Origin of the sequence: Faecalibacillus sp. TM498 (assembly GCF_020589955.1) — a bacterium.
In the GTDB taxonomy this organism is placed as follows: Bacteria; Bacillota_I; Bacilli_A; order Erysipelotrichales; family Coprobacillaceae; genus Faecalibacillus; species Faecalibacillus intestinalis.
Map to the genome: position 1 here is coordinate 1 of NZ_JAJDKB010000020.1, position 22530 is coordinate 22530.

The window sequence follows — 22530 nt, forward strand, 5'->3', positions numbered from 1 at the left end:
TTATATCTTCTAAGTTTACTGTATCAATTATAAATTCCATTTTCTTTTCTCCTATAATGTTTGTTCAGTTCTTCCAATAATATCATCTTGTGTTGCTTTTGATAACACATTAAAGAATGCGGAATAGCCAGCAACACGAACAATTAAATCTTTATGCTTTTCAGGATGTGCTTGGGCATCTAATAATGTTTCTTTAGAAACAACATTGTATTGAACATGATAACCTTTTAATCGATTGAAGAAGGTTTTAATCAACATTTCAATCTTTTCTTTATTTTCTTCTTTCGATAATAACTGAGGTGTTACCTTTTGATTTAATAAAACACCACCAGTAATTTCATGTGTTGGTAATTTAGAAACAGATTTAAACACAGCAGTTGGTCCTTTTTTATCCATCGCATGAGCTGGTGAACATCCCTCAGCAAGAGGTGTATGTGCTTTTCTTCCATCTGGAGTAGCCATTGTGCCATAACCTTGTCCAACGTTGGCAGAAATACTTGAAGTACCAGCATAACGAATCCCACCGATTGGACCTCTTCCATAACGAGTATTTGGATATTTTTTCATTTCATCAATATAAATATTATAAACATCAACTACTAATTGATCGACTTCATCAATATCATTACCATACTTAGGGGCATCATTAATTAACATTTCTTGAATTCTTTGACTTTCTTCACTTGTATAATCATCTAAAATAGCATTCCATAATTCTTCAGGTGTGATTTTTCTTTCTTCAAAGACAAGTTTTTTAATAGCTGCAAGACTATCTGCCATATTCGCAATTCCTACTTGTAACCCTGAAATAAAATCATAAACAGCGCCACCTTCTTTGATTGTTTTTCCACGACCAATACAATCTTCTGTCAAGGCTGAACATAAAACATCAGGAACATCTCTTTCAAGTGCTAAATCAATCGCATTTTCAACAATCACTGACATACGTGTCAAATGACGCATTCCTTTTTCAATCGCTTTAAAGAGTTCATCATAAGATGTCATATCTTTAAAGTAACCACTACCTTCAAAGAATCGTTTTCCAGAAGTCATATCTACCCCATCATTCATTGCCATTAATAAAATACGTGGGAAGTTCATATAAGACATCCCTGTACAACGATAACCCCATTTACCAGGAACTGCTGTTTCAACACAACCAATCGCTGAATAGTTATATGCATCTTCTTCTTTGACACCCTTTTCAATAAATGATGGAATAATGATTTCGTCATTATTGAATGCAGGCATTCCTGTACCAAGTTTCATAACTTCAATAGCTTCATCCAAAAAAGCTTTTGGCATATTTTTATGATATCGCACTGTTAAGTTTGGTTGTGGTAAACGTGTTTGGGCAACTGATTTTAATACTAAATATGAAAGTTCATTCGTTGCATCTTTTTTATCAGGTGTTTGTCCACCAATGGTTACATTTTGATACATTGGGCTTCCGGCACTTGAAAAAGTATGGGCTTGTGAACGCACCTTATTGATTGTTAGAGTTTTGATCCATAAGTTATCTAATAATTCAACAGCTTGTTCTTCTGTTATATTATGAAGATCTTTATCATGTTTATAGTAAGGATAAATGTATTGATCAAAACGTCCATAAGATAAAGAATGCCCATTCGATTCAATTTGTAGAATTAATTGAATAAACCATGTTGATTGAATCGCTTCATAGAAAGTTTCTGCTTTTTCATAAGGAACTTTCTTACAAATACGTGCAATTTCTTCTAATTCTTCTTTTCGTTTCCCATCAGTACTTTCTGCAAGTTCTAAAGCAAGATCACTGTAACGTCTTGCATATGTTTTAACTGCATCAATGACAATTAAAACAGCTTTATAAAATTGATATTTATCAATATTTTCAGGCATACATAAATCAAGTTTTTCTTTTAAACCTTTAACTCTTTCTTCATATCCTTTTAAACCTTTTTGTAAAACTTGTTGATAATCTACCGCTAAATGCGCATCTCCAGAATTAAGCTTCCCTTCCATTCCAAAGAAACCTGTTTCCATATAAACACTCACTTCATCTGGAAGCAAAGCGCCTCCTTTACTTCTTAAATTATTATTTTCCCAAAATGGTGCAATAGATCTTAATTCATCTTTTGTTTCTTCAGTAATATAGAAAATATCTCCATCTCTTTTTTCAAATAGATCAAGTTCATTCATCACAAATTCCATTGTATATTCTGGAAAGATGGGTGCATCTCTATTTGATGAAGCTTGATTTCCTACAATCAAAGTATCTTCTTCAATATAAATAGGCATCTTTTCTAAGATGTTTTTTAACATATACGCTCTTTTCATAATTGGCGGTTCATTTAAATGTTCTTTATATGCCTCTGTCGCAAGGAGTGCTCTTTTTGCACAGATATATGGTTTTTTATCTAAGACTTCTTCTCTAAAATGATTCATTCTTGATGTAAGTTCACCAAAGTGTTCACTATTTTTCATTTTTCTTCCCTCAGCTTTCATTCGTAAGTTTCAAATCTTTCTTTTGCAATTAAATTATATAATAAGCAAAAAATAAGTCAATATTATTTTCATAAATAAACAATTTTAGTTTCATTTGAAACTTATAAAAAGATATGTTAGGATATTAGCGAGGAGAAAAACTATGGAAAAAGGATTAATATTTAATATACAAAAATTTAGTATCCATGATGGTCCAGGTATTCGTACGACCGTTTTCTTTAAAGGCTGTCCTTTAAAATGTAAATGGTGTTCAAATCCTGAATCCCAATTACATAAGCTACAAATACTTTATGACTTTGAAAAATGTGTTCATTGTAAGAAATGTTTACTTAACTGCCCAAAACAAGCAATTATTGAAAAAGAAAACCATATGATCTTTAATCATGATAAATGTATTGGCTGTCTACAATGTGTCAATCATTGTCCAACTAAAGCATTAAGTCACGAAGGATACTTTAAAGAAATCCAAGAAATTGTGGATGTCTGCATGCAAGATATTGATTTTTATGAAGAATCTAATGGTGGTGTAACTATCTCTGGGGGTGAAGGTATGGCACAACCTGAATTTCTAGAAGAGCTTGTTTTATCTCTTAAAGAAAAGAATTTACATGTTGCTATTGAAACAACGGGATATATTCAAAAAGAAACATTTCAAAAATTAGCACCTTTATTTGATCTTTTACTTTTTGATGTAAAACATTATAATCGACTTCAACATTTTGAAGGAACAGGTGTTTATAATGATTTAATTGTTGAAAATCTTCAATGGGCTATTCAACATCAACTTAATGTTTTACCACGCATTCCTGTTATTCCTGATTTTAATGATTCTTTAGAAGATGCTGAAGGAATAAGTGAATTATTAAAAGTATCAAACATTCAAAAGGTACAACTTCTTCCTTTTCATCAATTTGGTGAAAAAAAATATGACTTATTAAATAAAGAATATTCTTTAAAAACTTATCAAGCTTATCATGAAGAAGATTTAAAAGATTATCAACAAATCTTTTTAGATAAAGGCATTGATTGTTTCTTTTAGATATAAAAAGCTATCTATTTACTTACAGATAGCTTTTTATTTTTTATGAAGTTGACTCTTTATATACGTATTATACAAAATATTTAATACTACTTCAGAATTATCAAAAACACTTTGTTTTTTATTATTCTTTTTCACATTTAAAATATCTTTTCTTTCTAAATTTTTCATATACTCTCTCCTGTTTTAGAAATAATCATTCTTCATTAAGAGTATATTAAAATTTATTTAAAATATTTGTCATTATTTATTTCACAATTCCGCCTTGTATAAATCCTTCATAAACTTTATATGTTTGATAATATATTTCTTCAACACCCTGAAAAAAATCAATTTTTCCTTGAATACGCAACAAGTAAAGATACTCCCCTTTTTGATAAAATAAAGGACCTCTAAAAGGCAATTCTTCATCAACTTGTAATAAAGCTTCTTTTAAAAAATCACCATTAAAGTTTTCCTCTATAACCCTTCCATAGTAATTCATAGACCAACATGGTTTTTCATCTTTATAAACAATTTCTTGTCCACTAAAATTTTCCGCACCAAAGAAAGAATCTAAATAAGTATAATTATTCTCTTGATATGAATAATCATGAGACTCTTTTCTTGAAGAATTGACTTTATTTGTTTTATTTGCATACGTTGCCTTTTTGGCTTTTACAAGAAAGCATGAAAGTTCACTTATTTCAATTTTATGAGTTTCTAATGTTAAACAATCATCCTCTTTAACTAAATAATCTATTGAAACACCAAAAAGATTTGAAAGTTTTATTAAATACTCAATATTAGGATAAATAGTTCCTGTTTCCCATTTTGTAACTGTTTGTCTTGAAACATTTAATTGATATGCTAGTTCTTCTTGTGTAAGCATGTTTTTCTTTCTATAATACACTATCTTTTCATTAAGCATTATTGTCACCTCCTAGAAAAATTATAACATTCTTACTTCTTATCACCAGCAACTTTCCTTTACATTTTTGCTACAAAAAATCCTAAGGAAACCTTAGGATCAAACTTTCTCAACTTGTATATGTTTTTCTTTAAAATATTCTTCAACTTCTTGAGGAATTCCTTGATCTGTATAAATACATGATACTTGATGTAAATCAATTAAATTAGAAACTCCTTTTTGATGAAACTTATCTGATTCAGTAACAATAATAACATGACTTGCTTGTCTTGCCATATCTTTAACAGCTTCACAACGCATATAGTCATTTCCTGTAAATCCTGTATCAATACTAAAACCATCTGTTCCAATAAAGAGTTTATCCACAAAAAATGCTTCTGCACATTTTCTCATCATTGGTCCTACCATCACTTGAGATTCATGTTGATATTCTCCACCTAATAAAATAATTTTAATAGCTGTATGTTTACGAATATAATCTGCAATAAATGCAGAATTGGTAATCAGTGTGACATCTTTTTTTGTCTTTGCAATTTCTAAGGCTACTAGAGCACAACATGAACCTGATTCAATCATAATTGTTTCACCATGTTGAATCGATTCTACTGCTTTTTTAGCTACTTTTTGTTTTTGTTCATAATGATAAGCAAGACGAATATTCATATCATCACTTTTATTAAGAGTAGCATACCCATGTTCTCTAATTAACATACCACTTTCTGAAAGAGCATCTAAATCTTTACGAATTGTAACTTGTGAAACTCCTAGTAATTCAGAAAGTTTTGTAACTTCTACTTTTTTATTTTGTGTGAGTAATTCTAAAATCTTTGTTTGTCGTTTATTCATAAAATAATCCTTTCATTAATAAGAATATCTACTTTTATTTGAAAGCAAGGATTTTATTAAAAAAGAGGCCTTGCCTCTTAGTTATTATAATCATCTTCGATTGTACTATCTACATCGTCTTCTACTTCTTCAGATTCTTCATCTTCGTCAGTATAGATGTCATTCATATCGATGTGTACTTCATCAAATTTATGACGAGAACGTAAATCCCAGTTATTTTCACCAATTGTAATGAAACGTCCATCTAAAGTAATGTTTGTATAGAATAAAGATTCTTTTTCATCTTTTTCTTCTTCATCAAAACCTTTTACTTCACTTACTTCTTGCCATAATTTATAGAAATTAACTGCTTTTTTCTTTTTAGACATTAATTCATAAGCAACATCAACCATTGATCTATTTTTATCCATCTTTATCTCTCCTTACATTTTTTCAGGTGCTTCAACACCAATTAAGTTTAATGCATTTTTTAATGTAATACGTGTTGCTTCTACTAAAGCTAAACGTTGCATTGATAATTCAATATTTTCTTTATCTATTACATAACAATCATTATAGAAACTATGGAATAATTGTGCAAGTCTTTGAATATAATTTGCGATTTTATGTGGACTTCTTGATTTTGCACTATCCGCAATTTCATTTCTAAATTCATTAATATGTTTTAATAAAGCCATTTCTTTATCATTTACAAGTAATTCAAAATGATCTGCAATTGTAATATCATTTTCTTTAGCTTGTCTTAAAATTGAACACATTCTTGCATGAGCATATTGTGCATAATAAACAGGGTTATCATTTGATTTAGATTTAGCTAATGTTAAATCAAAATCATAAGGTGTATTGGCTGCTTTAGCGGCAAAGAAATAACGAGTTGCATCAACACCAATATCATCAATTAAATCTTTAATAGTGATTGCATTTCCTGTACGTTTAGACATTTTAACAACTTCACCATTTTCCATCATTCTTACCATTTGTAGAATATCAATATTTAATTGATCACTATTATAACCTAAAGCTTGAATAGCAGCTTTCATACGATTGATATAACCATGATGATCTGCTCCTAATAAATCTACTAAATATTCATAACCTCTATCTAATTTATTTAAATGATAAGCAATATCAGGAGTTAAATAAGTATAACTTCCATCAGATTTAATTAAGACACGGTCTTTATCATCTCCAAATTCAGTTGATTTAAACCATAAAGCCCCATCTTGTTCATAAGTAAATCCTTTTTCTTTTAATTTTTCAATTGTAGGAACTACTTTATTTTCTTCATATAAAGAAGTTTCAGAGAACCAAACATCATGATGAACTCTAAATTCCGCTAAAATATCTTTAATTTTTTGTAATTCAAATTTAGTTCCTTCTTTTCTAAAGAAAGCAATCATTTCATCATGATCTGCATTTAAATATTTATCGCCAACTTCTTCTTTGATTTTAACAGCGATATCTTTAATATCTTGACCATGATATCCATCTTCAGGTAATTCAAAATCTAAACCAAAAGCTTCTCTATATCTTGCATATAAAGATAAAGCTAAATTATAAATTTGATTTCCTGCATCATTAATATAATATTCTCTTGTAACATCATATCCTGCAGCTGACATAATACGACAAATACTATCTCCTACTGCTGCCCCTTTAGCATGTCCTAAATGTAAATCTCCTGTTGGATTGGCAGAAACGAATTCAACATTATATTTAATCCCTTTTCCTGCATCACTTTTTCCATAATCATCTTTTTCTGCTAATACTTCTTTAATAATAGAAGTTAAAGCATCTTTTTTCATAAACATATTGATGAATCCTGGACCAGCAATTTCAATAGAATCGATATTTGCTTCCTCTTTATCAATTGCTTCGATTAATTGTTCTGCAATCATTCTTGGATTCTTTCTAAGTAATCTTGTAAGTTGCATAGCGATATTTGTTGAATAATCACCATGACTTTTTTCTTTTGGTATTTCTATTGTGATTTGATCTATTTCATAATCTTCTACAAAATTGCATTTAACCATTGCTTTTTTTAGTGCTTCTTTTAATGCAATTTCAATTTTATTTACAGCCATTTTTTACCTCCTTAAAAAAGATATTTAATCGTTTATACGTTACCATTAAGAGTGCATAAAGTCAATGTTTTTTACCTAAAGTAATGGAGCAATTACACGTAAAATTGCTTCAAACCAACCCATAAATTTACCAGTTACAACTTCATCCAAGGTAATTTCATGAGACTTTTCTACTGTCGCTAAAAAATCTTCCTTAATATCTTTTAATATTTTATTGTTATATAAATAAATTCCATTTTCAAAATGAAGATATAAACTACGATAATCTAAATTAATTGTCCCTACTGTTGCACATTTATCATCCACTAAAAAGTTTTTAGCGTGAATAAATCCAGGAGTATATTCATAAATACGAATACCATGTTTGATCAATGTTTGATAATATGAACGTGTAACTCTAAAAACAATTTTTTTATCTGGTATTCCTGGTGTAATGATGCGTACGTCGACTCCTCTTTTAGCAGCATTGATCAATGCTGTTTGTAAGTTATCATCTAAGATCAAATAAGGTGTTGTAATATATAAATAATCATACGCTTGATTGATCATGTTTAAATAAACATTTTCACCTACATTTTCATCATCTAAAGGAGAATCTCCATAAGGAGTTACATAGCCATCTACCTCAAATTTTTGCTGAGAGCGCACATAATACTTTTCATAATCTTCTTCTGTATTTCTTGCTACATTCCATGATTCTAAAAACATCTTCGTAAGCGAATTAACAGCAGGACCATGAATCATTAACCCAGAATCCTTCCAATGCCCATATTTAACTCTTTGATTAATATATTCATCTGCTAAATTAAATCCACCACTAAAGCCTATTTCACCATCAATCACCACGATCTTTTTATGATCACGGTTATTCATCGCTAAAGATAAAACAGGTATAAAAGGATTAAATGCCACACTCTTTATGCCCATTTTTTCAAGTTGACGATCATAATGACGAGGCAACATCGTAAGTGATCCTACATCATCATACATAAATCTCACTTCTACGCCTTCTTTAACTTTCTCTTTAAGAATATCTAAAACACTTTTCAACATTTTTCCTTCATCAACAATAAAAAATTGCATAAAAATGAATTTTTTCGCATTTCTTAAAGATTCCAATAAAGGTTCAAAAGCATCATCACCTAATGAAAAATATTTAAGATCTTGTCCATAATAAGTAGGATACCTTTGTTGATTTAAATAATTCATTTGTCCTTTAATATAAGGATCAGCTACTTCTTCTATAATATCATTTTCAATAATACGTTGATTCTTTATTTGTTTTAAAAAAGCAAATTGTAACCTTTGACTTGGTTTTTTATCTCCTAAAAATACATAAAGAACACCACCTACAAAAGGTACAGCAGCTATCAAAACAAGCCAGGTAATCTTATAAGCACTTGCATCATCCTTATTTATAATATATAAAGCAGCAAGAACGCTAATAAGCTTGAACAAATAGACAAAAAATCTAGATGATCTATGAATCGTCAAAAAGGCAACAAAAACAATAATTAATTGAATTAAAATCAATAAACCTGAAAATAATATTTTATTCGTTAATAACTTTTTAGATTGCTTCATTTTCTTCTCCATAAAAATCATATTTCATCATCACGTAAACTTCACTTAATTGTTGATGCTCATCACTTAAAATATACTTCACTTTTAAATAACGATCATGTTCCATTGTAATAAGTTCTGTAAAGAGTTCTATCATCCCATAATCTGTATGATAATGATTTCCTATCTTTCTATGATAAGAAAGATTTAATAAAGAAGGTCCATTAGCTAATGTCATTTCTTTACCTTTTAAAATAATTTCTATCTTTTGATCATTGTTATAGAAAGTAAATTTCTCTTTATCAAATCCTTTTTCATAGATTCCATCACTTTTAAATTGAACTGTTTCATGATGATCATCATATTTAAATATACTCTTATAATTTACTTTAATATTCTTTTTCATTCTATCACCGTGCATATTATAACATAAAATGGCAAGAATAAAATCGGTGATAAAATGAGACAGTTTATAAAAAGAATTCTTTATTGTTTTATATTTTTCTTCACATTTCTTTTATTGATGTATGTTATTGCCTTTTGTGTAGGAAAACCTGAACTTAATAAAGATCGTTACATAAAGCTTTATGATGATCAAAATAAGATTTTTTATCAAAGTGTCAATAATTATAGTGGGCAATATGTTTCAATTGATGATGTTAGTCCTTATTTTTTAAAAGCAATTGTTGCTATTGAAGATAAACGTTTTTATAGTCATCATGGGTTTGATTATGTCGGAATTTCCCGGGCAATAAAAACAAATGTCCTAAAAAGGAAAACTTCTCAAGGTGCTAGCACAATAACCCAACAATACGCTCGTCTTCTTTATTTAACAAATGAAAAGACTTGGTCTCGTAAAGTAAAAGAAGCTTTTTTTACTTTACAATTAGAAACGCATTTATCAAAAAAGGAAATTTTAGAAGGTTATATCAATAATGTCTATTTTGGACATGGAATTTATGGCATTGAAAATGCATCCCAGTATTTCTATGGTAAAAAAGCAAAAGAATTGACTTTAAATGAAGCAAGCATGTTAGCAGGGGTTGTCAATGGTCCCCAATATTATTCACCAATTTTAAACAAAGAAAGAGCTAAACAAAGACAAAGTCTTGTTTTAAAAGCTATGTATGATAATCAAATGATTACTCAAAGTATTTTAGAGGCCACTCAAAAACAAACTCTTAATTTAGCAAGTGAACATTCACTTAATGAAAATATGTCTACTTATTATTATAAGGATACTGTTTTAGAAGAATTAGAGGAATTAGGTTTTTATAATAATCAATATTTAAATAAAGGATTAAATATTTATACTTCTTTTAACAGTGAATATCAAAATACTTTAAATGATCTTATTAAAGAAAAGAAAATACAAGGTGATCTACAATGCGCTTTTACGGTTGCAAATCCTAAAACCAATCAATTACAAGCCTTGATTGGTGGTAAAGATTACGCTAATTCTCAATATAATCGTGCAATACATGCTTCTAGACAAATAGGAAGTACAGTGAAACCTTTTCTCTATTATTTAGCCTTAGAAAACGGATTTAACCCCTCTACACGTTTTCTATGCGAACCAACGACCTTTAAATTAAGTAACAATACAACTTACTCTCCTGCTAATTTTCATCAAAAATATGCTTATCAAGAAATCACACTTGCTCAAGCTATTGCTGTCAGCGATAATATTTATGCTGTAAAAACACATTTATTTTTAGGTACAGAAAATCTTAGAGATTTTCTTAAATCCTATGGAATCAACGCTAAAAACAACGCCTCTTTAGCACTTGGAACAGTTAATACAAACATTTATAATCTTTCAAATATCTACTGTAATATTGCTTCTGGTGGTAAATATCAACATCTTTATACCATTGAAAAAATCGTTGATCATCAAGGAAAAACTATTTATCAACATAAAAATCAAAGAATTCAAAATTTGAACAAAGAAAGCTGTTTAATCCTCAATCAATTATTAACAGGAACCTTTAATAAACAATTTTCAACTTATTTAAATGCAACAATGGAAAATTATCAAACCAAATATAAAGTTGCCTGTAAAACAGGAAGTACAGATTATGATAATTTGATTGTTGCTTATAATCCTAATATCCTCATTAATGGTTGGGTAGGCTATGATGATAATCGAAAAATAGAAAACAGTCAGGAAAAAGTACTTGCTAAAGAAGTGGCGATTAATTTTTTAAATAAAGAAATCAAAAAAGAAAGTTGGTATAAATTAACATCTAAATTAAATGCTATCGCTATTAATCCTATCTATGGAAATATTGATGAAACAGGGATTGTTTATTGGTTTAGAAAAGGGAGTCCTTGATATCTTGTTCATTATCCTATAGAATGGATATGGTGATGAAAATGTTTAAAAATTCTTTTTGGGGAATATTAAAAAAAGGTTATTGGGATAGTGAAAATACAGATGAAGTTTTTGAACCAATTATTAATTTTTTAGTAAATCATAAAGATCAATATATTTTTGATTTTCATGATTTAATGTCTGAATTTCTATATGAATTAGATCGTAAAGAAATCTATGAACATAGCATCAATCAAGAACAATTTAATGAGGAAGATTTCTTAAATCAAAGAGCTTATGTTCTTACAAATGGTAATAAATATTATCATGATATCATTTCCCTCATTAAACCACTAGATGGTGAATTAAAATGTCCACAGCTTTTAACGCTTCCAGCAAAAGCTTGGTCTATCAAAAACAACAAATCTATTGAAAAATATCCACATACACCTAAATATAATATTCAAACAAAAAGCAATACCAAATATTGGTAAAAAAAGAGGATTTTTGAAATCCTCTTTTTAGATACTTCATTATATATAGACATTATTAAAGAATTTGGAGTGCTTGGTGTATGAGATGTGTATTTCTTTAACTTTTAATCGCAACAATTATATCTTGTCTATACATATTAAATGTACCATGTATAGACATGAATATCAATCGTTTTATAAAAAAAGAGAAGAATTTCTTCTTCCCTAAATAACATCATATCCTACTTGTTTGACAGCAGATATAATCACTTGATCATCAACATCTCGATCATAGACAACATGTGCTTCTTCTTTTTTTAAGTTCACTTGTGAACTTACGCCTTCAATAGCATTAATTGCACGTGTTACATTAGCCACACAATGTTGACAAGTCATACCTTTAATTTTAAATACTTTTTCTTTAATAATTGGATTGTCTAATTTTTTATCTTCTAAAGCTTGATAGATTTCTCCACCACCGCCACAACAAGAACTTTCACCCTTCATGTGTTTTCTTGTTGATTTTAAAGCAATACCAACAACCACCACTAATATAAGAACGATAATAACATTAGCCATAATTACCTCCTGTTATTTTCTTTTCTTCTTAATTTTTTGAACAAGTGTGTAAATAGAAACACCTATTAAATAAATAACAAGTACTCCTAAAAACATATAGAAAGTCGAACCACTTACATTACCCATGATTATGTCTCTCTTTCATTTTCTTTTGATCTCTATAATAATCATCTAAAGGAGATGAACATTGACTACACCCTGCACAAATACCACTACACTTATGTCCATCTTTCTTTCTAAAGAAATGTGTATAGATGACCCATGCACAATAGGCAACAATTAATAAAACAATAATCACATTAGCCATAATAATACCTCCTTTAATTTATAAAAATCCGGAGTAATTCCGGATTTTATTATGCTTCAACTGATCTTGTAGAATAAACTTTTTGATCTTTATATGGATCAGGTCTAAATAACATGTATAACATGAATGCAAGAACAACGAATGCAACAACTGTCCAGAATCCAAATGTTCCATATAATACTAATGAACCAATTTGATATACCATTAATGAAACAGCGTAAGCAAATACGTTTTGGAAGATAATTGCAAACCAGAACCATCTTCTATCATTCAATTCGTTAGCCATTGTTGAAATAGCAGCTAAACATGGTGAATCTAATAAGTTAAAGATTAAGAATGATAATGCAGCCATTGCAGTTGGGAACCATTGAGCTACACCAGCAGCAACGTTAACAGCATCTTCAGTATCTCCAGCAACATTAGCTAATACACCCATTGTAGAAACGATTGCTTCTTTAGCTGAGAATCCAGTTAATGATGAAGCAACTGATTGCCAGTTACCAAATCCAAGTGGAGCAAAGATTGGAGCAATAACATTACCAATAACAGCGATTAAACTATTAGCAGTATCTTCTACCATACCAAATGATCCACCTTCAAATCCGAATGTAGATAAGAACCAAATAACGATACAAGCAACAACTAAGATTGTACCAGCTTTAATTAAGAATGCTTTTAATCTTTCCCATACGTGTAATAATACAGTTTTAACACTAGGAATATGATATTCTGGTAATTCCATTACGAATGGAGCAGGTTTACCAGAGAATGGTTTTGTTTTCTTTAAGATAATAGCAGAAACTAATACAGCAACAATACCTAAGAAATACATTGCAGGAGCAATCATTCCTCCAGCTTCCCAACCAGCAACTTTACCAGCCATAACTCCACCTAATAAAGCGATAACAGGTAATTTTGCACCACAAGGAATAAATGTAGCAGTCATAATAGTTAAACGTCTATCATTATCTTGTTCGATTGTTTTAGATGCCATAATAGCAGGAACACCACAACCAGAACCAATTAATAACGGAATAAAGCTTTTTCCAGATAAACCGAAATATCTAAATACTCTGTCCATGACGAATGCAATACGAACCATGTAACCACAATCTTCTAAGATTGATAAGAATAAGAATAAGATTGCCATTTGAGGTGCAAATCCGATAACTGCACCAACACCACCGATGATACCATCAACGATAACAGCAGATAATAAACCACTTGCTCCAACTGAACTTAAGAATCCAGATACAGCATCTTGAATAGCTACAACAAAGACATCATTTGTCCAGTCAGTAACGAATGTCCCAACAGTTGTAACTGAAATATAGTAAACAATATACATGATTAATAAGAAAATAGGAATTCCTAAGAATCTGTTTGTTACAATTTTATCAATTTTGTCAGAAATTGTTAATTTTTCTTTTGGTTTTTCAACAGTTGTTGAAATTATTTTTTGAATATAAGTATAACGACCATCAGTAACAATACTTTCCATATCGTCATCTAATTCAGTTTCTAAATCTTTTCTTAATGCATCAATAGTAGTTTTAGCTTGAGCATCTAAAACAATATGATTCATTACTTTTTCATCATTTTCTAAAACTTTAACAGCATACCATCTTTTTTTGTTAGCAGCAATTGTTTCAGATAAAGCAGGAACAACAGTATCAATTGCTTTTTCAAGTTTTTCACTGAAAATAGCTCCTGGTAATTGATGTTCACCTTGTTTAGCAACTTTAACAGCTTCAGCAATTAATTCTTTTAAACCTGTTCCTTTTAAAGCAGAAGTTTCAATAATAGGACATCCTAATACCATTGATAAACGTTTAGTGTCAATTTTTAAACCTCTTTTTTCAATTAGGTCTGCCATATTTAAAGCAATAACTACTGGAACCCCAGTTTCAATTAATTGAGTTGTTAAATATAAGTTTCTTTCAATATTAGTAGCGTCAACTAAGTCAATGATGACATCTGGATCTTCATTTAAAAGAAAATCACGGCTGACAACTTCTTCTAATGTATAAGGAGATAAAGAATAAATACCTGGTAAGTCAACAACAGTAATATTATCTTCTTTGTTTCCTTTTACTTTTCCTTCCTTCTTTTCTACAGTAACACCTGGCCAGTTACCAACATATTGATTAGCACCTGTTAATGCGTTAAACATTGTTGTTTTACCACAGTTAGGGTTACCTGCAAGCGCAAATTTAATATTCATTTTTAACTTTCCCCTCCGTTATTCAACTTCAACACATTGTGCATCGTTTTTTCTAACTGATAATTCATAACCTCTTACAGTAATTTCAACAGGATCTCCAAGAGGAGCAACTTTTCTAATATATAATTCTACCCCTTTAGTGATACCCATATCCATAATACGTCTTTTGTAAGCTCCATCACCTTCGATTTTCTTAACAGTGACAGTGCTACCAACTTCTACTTCATTAAGTTTCACAACACTTCCCCCTTTTCTACACCATGATACGTTTTGCCATATCTTCATTAATAGCAACGCGAGAATCCTTGATATTAACAATCACATTTCCCCCGATTGCCGAAACAACAGAAACTTCAGTGCCAACAACAAAACCAAGATTATTTAAAAATCTTCTCGTTTCTTCGTTCCCACCAATTCTTTTGATTTTACCGGTTTCTCCTATGTTTAACATTGTTAACGGCATCTTACTTACCTCCTCAAGAATTTGTCCTCGCTAACCACATTAGGTTATGCTAATTTGATTAGTATTTGCTAACTATAAGACATAAAATATAGTTAGACTTCTCTAACTTCAAATAGAATATACTTCATTTTGAAATAGATGTCAACCCTCTTTCAACAATTTACAACGTGCTTATTCATTGCTTATCTCGATTAAAATATGATATAATACAGTAAGAGGTGATGCGCATGAATTTACAAGAATCAGGAGAAATGTATTTAGAAACGATTCTCGTCTTATCGAAAAAGAATAAAGATGTTCGTTCTATTGATATTGCAAGAGAACTTAATTATTCCAAACCGAGTGTTTCTCGTGCTATTGGTTTATTAAAAAAAGATGAATATATTATCGTAGATAGTAAAGGTTATATCGAATTAACTGATAAAGGTGCCGAAGTAGCAAACACAATTTATGATCGTCATGACACATTATCTTCATTTTTTGAAAGCATTGGTGTTTGCCACGATACCGCTGTTAATGATGCATGTCGAATTGAACATGTAATCTCTGATGAAACAATGAATAAAATCAAAGAACACATGAAACAAAAATAACTCTTCCTAGGAAGAGTTTTTATTTTATAAACAAAAAAAGGTAAGTGATCTTACCAAACTTTTGCTTCCCTTAATAATCTTATGATAGGAAAAAGGAATTTGGCTAATTTAAGTTAAATAATCATAAGACAATTAAACGAATAGTATTGCAGCAACGACGACACTAATTTGTAAAGCAAGAGCCATCAAGCTGCGCTTGAATTTCTTTTTCATAGCTCTTCAACCTTTCTGTGGGTTATCCCTCGCTAACTACAACTATATGTTAGCATTGGCTAACCTATATGTCAATAAATATTACATACTTTTTTATATTTATTCTTTTTATCATTTATTGAACTAAAATCTTTATAATATATCTTTTCTAAAAAGATTCATGTATAATATTTATAATAAAACTCAATAAAGAAAGAGAGGTGAAAGTATGCCAAGACCTGGAACTAGCGGAGGAGGTCATCGTTCATCTGGAGGACATTCAAGTGGTCGTGTAGGTGGTGGACACCATGTTGGAAGTTCATCAAGGAGACCAACAGGAGGTTCTTCATTTAATAGAGGACCATCTTTTGGAGGTGGTTATCACCATGAACCCCCACCACCAAGACCACCGAGAAGAGGTTATTATGGTTATCGTAGAAATACTTATACACACTCATCGAGTGGCTTAGGAACATTAATTGCCTGTATTATTATTTTTGCAATCATTATTTTTAGCTTTTTTATGATAAGTAATGATCATAGTGATGTTACTTCGACTATTAATCGAGAAAAAATAGAAAATCCAGTTGCTTATGATAATAACTGTATTAAGGATGAACTAGGCTATATCGAAAATCAATCAAAGCTTTCTAAAAATCTTAAAAACTTCTACAATAAAACAGGAATTCAACCTTATATTTATTTAAAAAGTTATGATGAAAGCCTAACAAGTGATAATCAAAAAGATGAATATGCTCAAACATGGTATTCAGAAAACATCGATAATGAAGATACCTTCTTATTTGTTTACTTTGAGGAACAGAATTCTGATGAAATAGGCTATATGGCTTATGTCAATGGTAAACAAGTCACATCGGTAATGGATAGTGAAGCTATTGATATTTTTTGGAATTACATAGATCGTTATTGGACAGACAGTTCATTATCGACTGTAGATGTTTTTACAAAAACATTCGATTCAACAGCTAAAACAATTATGAAAAAATCAACAACCTCTAAAGATATCATTAAAATTATTTGTATTATTGTAGGTATTGTCATTGTTATCGGTGGAATTATTTATATTTTACGTATGAAATTCAAACGTGATAAAGAAAAAGCAAAAGAAACAATTGAAATTTTAAAAACACCTCTTGATAAATCTGATGATTTAAGAGATAAATACTTAAATGAAGAAGGGAAAGAATAATTATGGGAATTTTAACAAGATTTACAGACATCATGAAAAGTAACATTAATGCTTTATTAGACAAATGTGAAGATCCAGCAAAAATGATTGATCAAACATTAAGAGATTTAAGAGAAGATCTTGCTGAAGTCAAAAAAGAAACAGCAAATATTATTGCTGATGCTAAAAGTGCTGATCGACAAGTTAAAGAATGTGAAGAAGAGATCACTAAATATACAACTGCTGCACAAAATGCATTAAAAGCAGGTAATGAAGATGATGCAAGAACATTGATTGCTAAAAAACAACAATATGAAAGCAATCTTGTTTCATACAAAAAAACACAAGAACTTACTCATGCCAATGCTGATAAAATGCGTCAAATGCATGATAAATTAGTAAACGATATCGAAACATTAGAAGCAAGAAGAGATGCTATTAAAGCAACAGTTGCTTCTGCTAAAGCTCAAGAACATATTAATAAAATTGTTTCTGGTGGAGATAAAACAAAATCTTCTATGGAATCATTTGAACGCTATGAAAAGAAAGCTGAAAAAATGTTAGATGCTGCAACTGCTGAAGCAGAATTAAACGCTCATACAAGTGCTGCTTCTACTCTTGCTGATAAGTATACATCAAACGGTAGTGACGCTTCTGTTGAAGATGAATTAGCTGCTATGAAAGCAAAACTTGGATTATAATAATTGCTTGGAATATACATTTGTATATTCCTTTTTTTGTATTATAATATTTTCGAGGTGAAACCATGAATAAAAATAATTATCATACCCATACCACGAGATGCTATCACGCTAGTGGAAAAGATGAAGAATATGTAAAAGCAGCTATTAAAGCTGGTATCAAAGAATTAGGATTTTCTGATCATACACCTTGGCATTATGATTCTTCTTTTAAAGCAACAATGCGTATGCCTGAAAGTCAATTAGATGATTATATTGAAAGCATTCGTTATCTTAAAGAAAAATATAAAGATCAAATTTCTATTTTAATTGGATTAGAATGTGAATATTTTGAAAGATATATGCCTTGGCTTGAAAAGATGTTAAAAGATAAACAAATTGATTACATTATTTTAGGAAATCATTACTATCAAACAGATGAACTTCATCAATACTTTGGAAGTCCTGTCAATGAATACTATTTAAAAGCTTATGTAGATCATTGTATTAAAGCAATCGATACAGGTCTTTATAGTTATATAGCTCATCCTGATCTTGTTTACTATGATAAAGATTCAAAACTTTATCAAGAAGAAATGTCACGTTTATGTGCTTATGCTAAAGAAAAAGATATGCCTTTAGAATTTAATCTTTTAGGGTTTATGTCTGGTAGACATTATCCTAATGAATCTTTTTGGAAAATTGCAAGTAAATATCAAAATAAAGCCATCATTGGTTTTGATGCCCATAGCCCTGATGCCCTTTTAAAAGACGATATCTATCAACAAGCCTTCAATTATCTTTCTTCTTTAGATGTTGAACTGATTGATACTATTAAGACATTAAAAAAATAAGGACAATGTCCTTACAAAAAAACTATCAAGAATCTAAAACAAATCTTGATAGTTTTTATTAACAAGTTCAATTGCTTGTTTTCTTGAAATATGTTCAATAGTAATTTCTATGCAACAAAGAGCTTTCCATTCTCTTTGTATTTCTTTTTCAACAGTAACTTCATCTTCATTATATTTCAAACCTAATGTTTTAATTGCATGATAGATTTCATCATCTTCTTGTAAGATTCTTGCTTCCCCAAAAAGAATGACACTTCTAAAATAGGTTGTTAATTCTTCTTCAATGACATCTTCTTGATCAATAATACTCATTGATACTTTCGGATTATTCTTAATAGCATCTATTTTATGTCCTTCCTTAGCACCATGAAAATAGATTTTTCCATCTTCATAAACAAAATTCATCGGTACTGAATAAGGATAACCATCATCCCCTGATAAAGCAAGCGTGGCTGTTTTGGCACGTCTTAAAATATCTAAACATTGTTTTTCAGTTAGCTCTTGTTTTTTTCTTCTTATTTTTCTAAACATATCATCACCTATATTTCTAATGTAAAGAATTTATGTAAAATATCTTTTGTTACTTCTCTATTTTCTTTATTCACTAAGATTGTCAGATGATCTCCTAAATGTAAAACGGTATCCCCACGAGGAACAATTTCTTCAATTCCTCGATTAATTGAAATAATGACACATTCTTTCGGTAAGCCTAAATCTTTAATTGGTTGATCTAAACAACATGAACCAAGTTCAATTGAATAATGAAGAATTTCTTTTTCTTCAAGTGAAATTTCATGATTGCCATTTTTGATCATACGGTTTAATAAACTATGATAAATAGGTTCACATCTTAGCATATTTGCTACAATATAGCCGACAAAACTACATACAGCAATTGGTAAAAATTGTGATAAACTACCACACATTTCAGCAATTAAAACAATGCCTGTAATCGGTGCACGAACAATACTTGCAAAAAGTCCTGCCATCGCTACAACTATAAAGTTATTAAAATACATAGCTGGTACACCACAATAAGTTGTAACAACAAGAGCATATCCACAACCTATTAAACTTCCAAGAACTAATAGTGGAAAGAAAATACCTCCAGGAGCTCCTGATCCAAAAGAAATCAATGAAAAAATAAATTTCATAGCCAAGAGCAATAAAACAGAACTTAAAACATAATTTCCTTCATGAAGTAAATCAATAATATGATGTCCTCCACATAAAACATCTGGATAGAAAATCATAAAGCCAATAGAAATAATTAAAGGAATATAAATCTTTTGATTATTCTTTAAAAAAGTGATTTTATCATAAAGTTTTAATGTAAACATTGTTGTTTTATTATAAAGCACACCTAATAAACCTGCAATAATTCCTAAGATGATTAAAAATCCATATTGACCTAAAGGCAAACTTTCAACAAGTGGAAAATAAAGAGATGGTGTCATCCCAAAAATATTTTTACTAATAAAATCTCCTGTAAGTGAAGCAACCATAACAGTTACTAAGGCAAGTGGTGAAAAGTTTTTATGAATTTCTTCTAAGGCAAACAAGACACCAGCTAATGGTGCATTAAATGCAGCCGAAAGCCCTGCTGCTGCCCCACATGTCAAAAGATACTTTTCTTCTAATTTCATTCTTTTAAATACAGAAGCTAGTCCTTTTCCAATCATAGCTCCTAGTTGAATACTTGGCCCTTCTCTACCAAGAGATAAACCGCCAACTATTGAAAGTGTTCCTGCTATCATTTTAGCAAGGATGACCTTATACCATTTTTCGTCTATTTGATCAATCATTTCAGCTTCTACCTGTGGAATTCCACTTCCTGAAATATAAGATTCATATTTTAATAATTTAGAAATAATAAAACCAATCATTAAAATACAAATGATCCAAATACATAAATGAAATGTATTATTTTTAATATAATCGACAACAAAATAGGCAATCTTTTCACCATAAGATAACATCAATCTATAAATAACTGCCACAACCCCTGCTAATATACCAACAATAAAGCCTTCTAATAATACAATATTATCAAATCGACTTTTTGAACTTAAAAAACGAACAATTGAAAATTCTTTTCTTTCCATAACTCTCCTCCCAATTCGATTTTTATTATAACACTTTGTCAAAAAAAAAAGAAACTGTACCATGATTTCTGTATGGTTAATGAATATAGTTTTTCATAATAATACAATAAGCACCTAATAAGCTTAACCCTATTAATCCCATATAGACCATATACTTGGTATGATCGCCTGTTTTCACTTTTGTATTTGTATTTTTTTTCGTTTCTTGTGATGTTTCTATTTTAATGTTTTGTAATTCTGGGGTCATTTCTAAAACATTAGAATACCAAATAGTACCTCCTTCTAATTCATCAACATTTATTGACTCAAGAGGAAGATCAATTGTTTTCCCATTAATGATTAGCTTTGTATTTTTATCAAAATAGTAATTTTCATTATATCCTTTATCATTTAATTTAAGATATATACTATAGACATATTTTGTATTTTCTTTAAAGGAATCAATAAGATTTCCCCAGCTTCCTTTTTGGCTACCATAGCGTTTATTCCAATATGATGAAGAAGTAATACCACCTAACCCTCCTAAAAAAAGAAATAAGACAAGTCCCGTTATAAGTGTAAGAGGATAGATTGGATGTAAATAAAAAATGGTAATCAGTCCAATAATAGTGGTACTGATTACGATACATATTTTACGAGATAATCCTTTAAAATAACGATTATATAAGGAATATAAAATAAATCCTAGATAACTCATTCCTAATACATAATTTTGTGATAAAACAACTCTATTTTCAGAAACTAAAAGAGAAATCATGTCAACAAATAAATACTCCATTCCTAGAAAAATAAAAGTAAAGATTGACATCAATGCGATTGCTTTTAGATAATTACTTCTTTCTTTAAACGTATTCAAAACATCATCTCCTTTTTTTCAGTTTCTTAAAATAACACATTTTTTAAGAATTACAATTTATAAAAAAGAGAGGTTTCCCTCTCTCGCACTATTCTTCTGTTGCTTCGTCTTTTTCATCATAGTAATTTCTTACCAATGATTGTGTTTTTCTAATATGTTTTTCTACATTTGCTTTTGCAAGTGCTTTATCTTTCTTTACAATCGCTTCATAAATTTCTTTATGTTCTTGTGCTGCTTCAATTAAACGATTTGGTTGTTTAATTGAATGTCTGGAAGTAACATGAATATAATAGTTAATATCTGACAATAATTGTTCAAAATATTGTGAATGAGTTGCTCTATAAATAGCTTCATGGAAATCAATGTTTACTTCTGTAAATCTTTCTTGATCATTTTTTTCAGCATAGAATTCTAATAAATCATAGATTTCTTTAATTCTATCTAATTCTTCTTGAGTAACACGATCAATAGCAAGTTGTACAGATAAACTTTCTAAAACAACACGAATTTCTAACATATCATCAATATCTCTTGATGAAAAACCTAATACATAAACTCCTTTATTAGGAATACTTTTAACTAATCCTTCTAACTCTAATTGTTTTAAAGCTTCTCTAATAGGTGTTCTAGAAATATTTAGTTCTTTAGAAAGAACAACTTCATTTAATTTTTGTCCTTTTTCATATTCTTCATTTAAAATCTTATCTCTTAAAATACAAAAGATACGATGTCCTAAGGAACCATGTCCTGCATTTTCTAAAATATTTTTTTTCAT

The 22530-nt window shown here is 29.6% G+C and carries 24 protein-coding genes; 7 read left to right on the forward strand and 17 right to left on the reverse strand.

Annotated features, from left to right (window positions below):
- Positions 1-51 precede the first annotated feature (51 nt).
- Positions 52-2463 (reverse strand): glycyl radical protein, encoded by a 2412-nt coding sequence (locus LJD32_RS07655; protein WP_227392086.1) that lies wholly within the window; start codon positions 2461-2463, stop codon positions 52-54.
- A 163-nt stretch (positions 2464-2626) separates the two neighbouring features.
- On the opposite strand from LJD32_RS07655, the gene LJD32_RS07660 reads away from it, so the two are divergent.
- On the forward strand, positions 2627-3523 hold the full coding sequence (locus tag LJD32_RS07660) for a glycyl-radical enzyme activating protein (protein ID WP_227392087.1): 897 nt from the start codon (positions 2627-2629) through the stop codon (positions 3521-3523).
- Positions 3524-3559: 36 nt separating this feature from the next.
- Here LJD32_RS07660 and LJD32_RS15315 read toward each other — a convergent pair whose 3' ends face one another.
- The 7 genes from LJD32_RS15315 to LJD32_RS07690 form a co-directional block, all read right to left on the reverse strand.
- The gene (locus LJD32_RS15315) at positions 3560-3694 is read right to left on the reverse strand and encodes a hypothetical protein (RefSeq protein WP_264472086.1); all 135 of its coding nucleotides are present in this window, start codon (positions 3692-3694) and stop codon (positions 3560-3562) included.
- Positions 3695-3770: 76 nt separating this feature from the next.
- Complete coding sequence (locus LJD32_RS07665) at positions 3771-4433, reverse strand: DUF5680 domain-containing protein (protein WP_227392088.1); 663 nt, start codon at positions 4431-4433, stop codon at positions 3771-3773.
- A gap of 99 nt (positions 4434-4532) precedes the next feature.
- Positions 4533-5279 (reverse strand): DeoR/GlpR family DNA-binding transcription regulator, encoded by a 747-nt coding sequence (locus tag LJD32_RS07670; protein ID WP_227392089.1) that lies wholly within the window; start codon positions 5277-5279, stop codon positions 4533-4535.
- A gap of 77 nt (positions 5280-5356) precedes the next feature.
- A complete protein-coding gene (gene rpoE, locus LJD32_RS07675) occupies positions 5357-5689 on the reverse strand; it encodes a DNA-directed RNA polymerase subunit delta (protein WP_107030207.1) in 333 nt (110 codons plus the stop codon).
- 12 nt (positions 5690-5701) lie between these two features.
- On the reverse strand, positions 5702-7363 hold the full coding sequence (gene argS, locus LJD32_RS07680; RefSeq protein WP_118632607.1) for an arginine--tRNA ligase: 1662 nt from the start codon (positions 7361-7363) through the stop codon (positions 5702-5704).
- A gap of 75 nt (positions 7364-7438) precedes the next feature.
- Positions 7439-8947, reverse strand: coding sequence for a cardiolipin synthase (gene cls / locus LJD32_RS07685; RefSeq protein ID WP_147580774.1), 1509 nt, complete (start codon positions 8945-8947; stop codon positions 7439-7441).
- A complete protein-coding gene (locus LJD32_RS07690; protein ID WP_052010804.1) occupies positions 8934-9332 on the reverse strand; it encodes a hypothetical protein in 399 nt (132 codons plus the stop codon). Before LJD32_RS07690 ends, cls begins: the two co-directional genes overlap by 14 nt.
- Positions 9333-9386: 54 nt before the next feature.
- Between LJD32_RS07690 and LJD32_RS07695 the strand changes: the two genes are divergently transcribed.
- Positions 9387-11261 carry a transglycosylase domain-containing protein gene (locus LJD32_RS07695; RefSeq protein WP_227392090.1) on the forward strand — a complete coding sequence of 625 codons (1875 nt, stop codon included), beginning with the start codon at positions 9387-9389 and terminating at the stop codon, positions 11259-11261.
- A 41-nt stretch (positions 11262-11302) separates the two neighbouring features.
- Positions 11303-11734, forward strand: coding sequence for a DUF4240 domain-containing protein (locus tag LJD32_RS07700; RefSeq protein WP_032089628.1), 432 nt, complete (start codon positions 11303-11305; stop codon positions 11732-11734).
- A gap of 204 nt (positions 11735-11938) precedes the next feature.
- On the opposite strand, the gene LJD32_RS07705 is transcribed toward LJD32_RS07700, so the two are convergent.
- The 5 genes from LJD32_RS07705 to LJD32_RS07725 all read right to left on the reverse strand — a co-directional run bounded on the left by LJD32_RS07705 (position 11939) and on the right by LJD32_RS07725 (position 15286).
- Complete coding sequence (locus tag LJD32_RS07705) at positions 11939-12292, reverse strand: heavy-metal-associated domain-containing protein (RefSeq protein WP_227392091.1); 354 nt, start codon at positions 12290-12292, stop codon at positions 11939-11941.
- 118 nt (positions 12293-12410) lie between these two features.
- Entirely contained in the window at positions 12411-12599 is a 189-nt protein-coding gene (locus LJD32_RS07710; RefSeq protein WP_022002705.1) for a FeoB-associated Cys-rich membrane protein, read from the reverse strand.
- Positions 12600-12648: 49 nt separating this feature from the next.
- Positions 12649-14823 (reverse strand): ferrous iron transport protein B, encoded by a 2175-nt coding sequence (feoB, locus tag LJD32_RS07715; RefSeq protein WP_227392092.1) that lies wholly within the window; start codon positions 14821-14823, stop codon positions 12649-12651.
- Between the two features lie 18 nt (positions 14824-14841).
- Positions 14842-15060 carry a FeoA family protein gene (locus LJD32_RS07720; protein ID WP_022000741.1) on the reverse strand — a complete coding sequence of 73 codons (219 nt, stop codon included), beginning with the start codon at positions 15058-15060 and terminating at the stop codon, positions 14842-14844.
- 16 nt (positions 15061-15076) lie between these two features.
- Entirely contained in the window at positions 15077-15286 is a 210-nt protein-coding gene (locus tag LJD32_RS07725) for a FeoA family protein (RefSeq protein WP_048924941.1), read from the reverse strand.
- A gap of 227 nt (positions 15287-15513) precedes the next feature.
- Here LJD32_RS07725 and LJD32_RS07730 point away from each other — a divergent pair, with 227 nt between their 5' ends.
- The 4 genes from LJD32_RS07730 (at position 15514) to LJD32_RS07745 (ending at position 18794) form a co-directional block, all read left to right on the forward strand.
- Entirely contained in the window at positions 15514-15879 is a 366-nt protein-coding gene (locus LJD32_RS07730) for a metal-dependent transcriptional regulator (RefSeq protein ID WP_032089624.1), read from the forward strand.
- A gap of 421 nt (positions 15880-16300) precedes the next feature.
- Positions 16301-17281: a hypothetical protein gene (locus LJD32_RS07735; RefSeq protein ID WP_227392093.1), complete on the forward strand. Its 981-nt coding sequence runs from the start codon at positions 16301-16303 to the stop codon at positions 17279-17281.
- A 2-nt stretch (positions 17282-17283) separates the two neighbouring features.
- Positions 17284-17961: a PspA/IM30 family protein gene (locus LJD32_RS07740; RefSeq protein ID WP_227392094.1), complete on the forward strand. Its 678-nt coding sequence runs from the start codon at positions 17284-17286 to the stop codon at positions 17959-17961.
- Positions 17962-18026: 65 nt separating this feature from the next.
- Positions 18027-18794, forward strand: a complete 768-nt coding sequence (locus tag LJD32_RS07745) for a histidinol-phosphatase (protein ID WP_227392095.1) — start codon at positions 18027-18029, stop codon at positions 18792-18794.
- Positions 18795-18827: 33 nt separating this feature from the next.
- On the opposite strand, the gene LJD32_RS07750 is transcribed toward LJD32_RS07745, so the two are convergent.
- The 4 genes from LJD32_RS07750 to LJD32_RS07765 all read right to left on the reverse strand — a co-directional run bounded on the left by LJD32_RS07750 (position 18828) and on the right by LJD32_RS07765 (position 22530).
- Positions 18828-19325, reverse strand: a complete 498-nt coding sequence (locus LJD32_RS07750; protein ID WP_227392096.1) for a pyridoxamine 5'-phosphate oxidase family protein — start codon at positions 19323-19325, stop codon at positions 18828-18830.
- Between the two features lie 8 nt (positions 19326-19333).
- The gene (locus LJD32_RS07755; RefSeq protein ID WP_227392097.1) at positions 19334-20899 is read right to left on the reverse strand and encodes a ClC family H(+)/Cl(-) exchange transporter; all 1566 of its coding nucleotides are present in this window, start codon (positions 20897-20899) and stop codon (positions 19334-19336) included.
- A gap of 76 nt (positions 20900-20975) precedes the next feature.
- On the reverse strand, positions 20976-21755 hold the full coding sequence (locus LJD32_RS07760) for a hypothetical protein (protein WP_227392098.1): 780 nt from the start codon (positions 21753-21755) through the stop codon (positions 20976-20978).
- Between the two features lie 88 nt (positions 21756-21843).
- Positions 21844-22530 (reverse strand): GntR family transcriptional regulator, encoded by a 687-nt coding sequence (locus LJD32_RS07765; RefSeq protein WP_032089618.1) that lies wholly within the window; start codon positions 22528-22530, stop codon positions 21844-21846.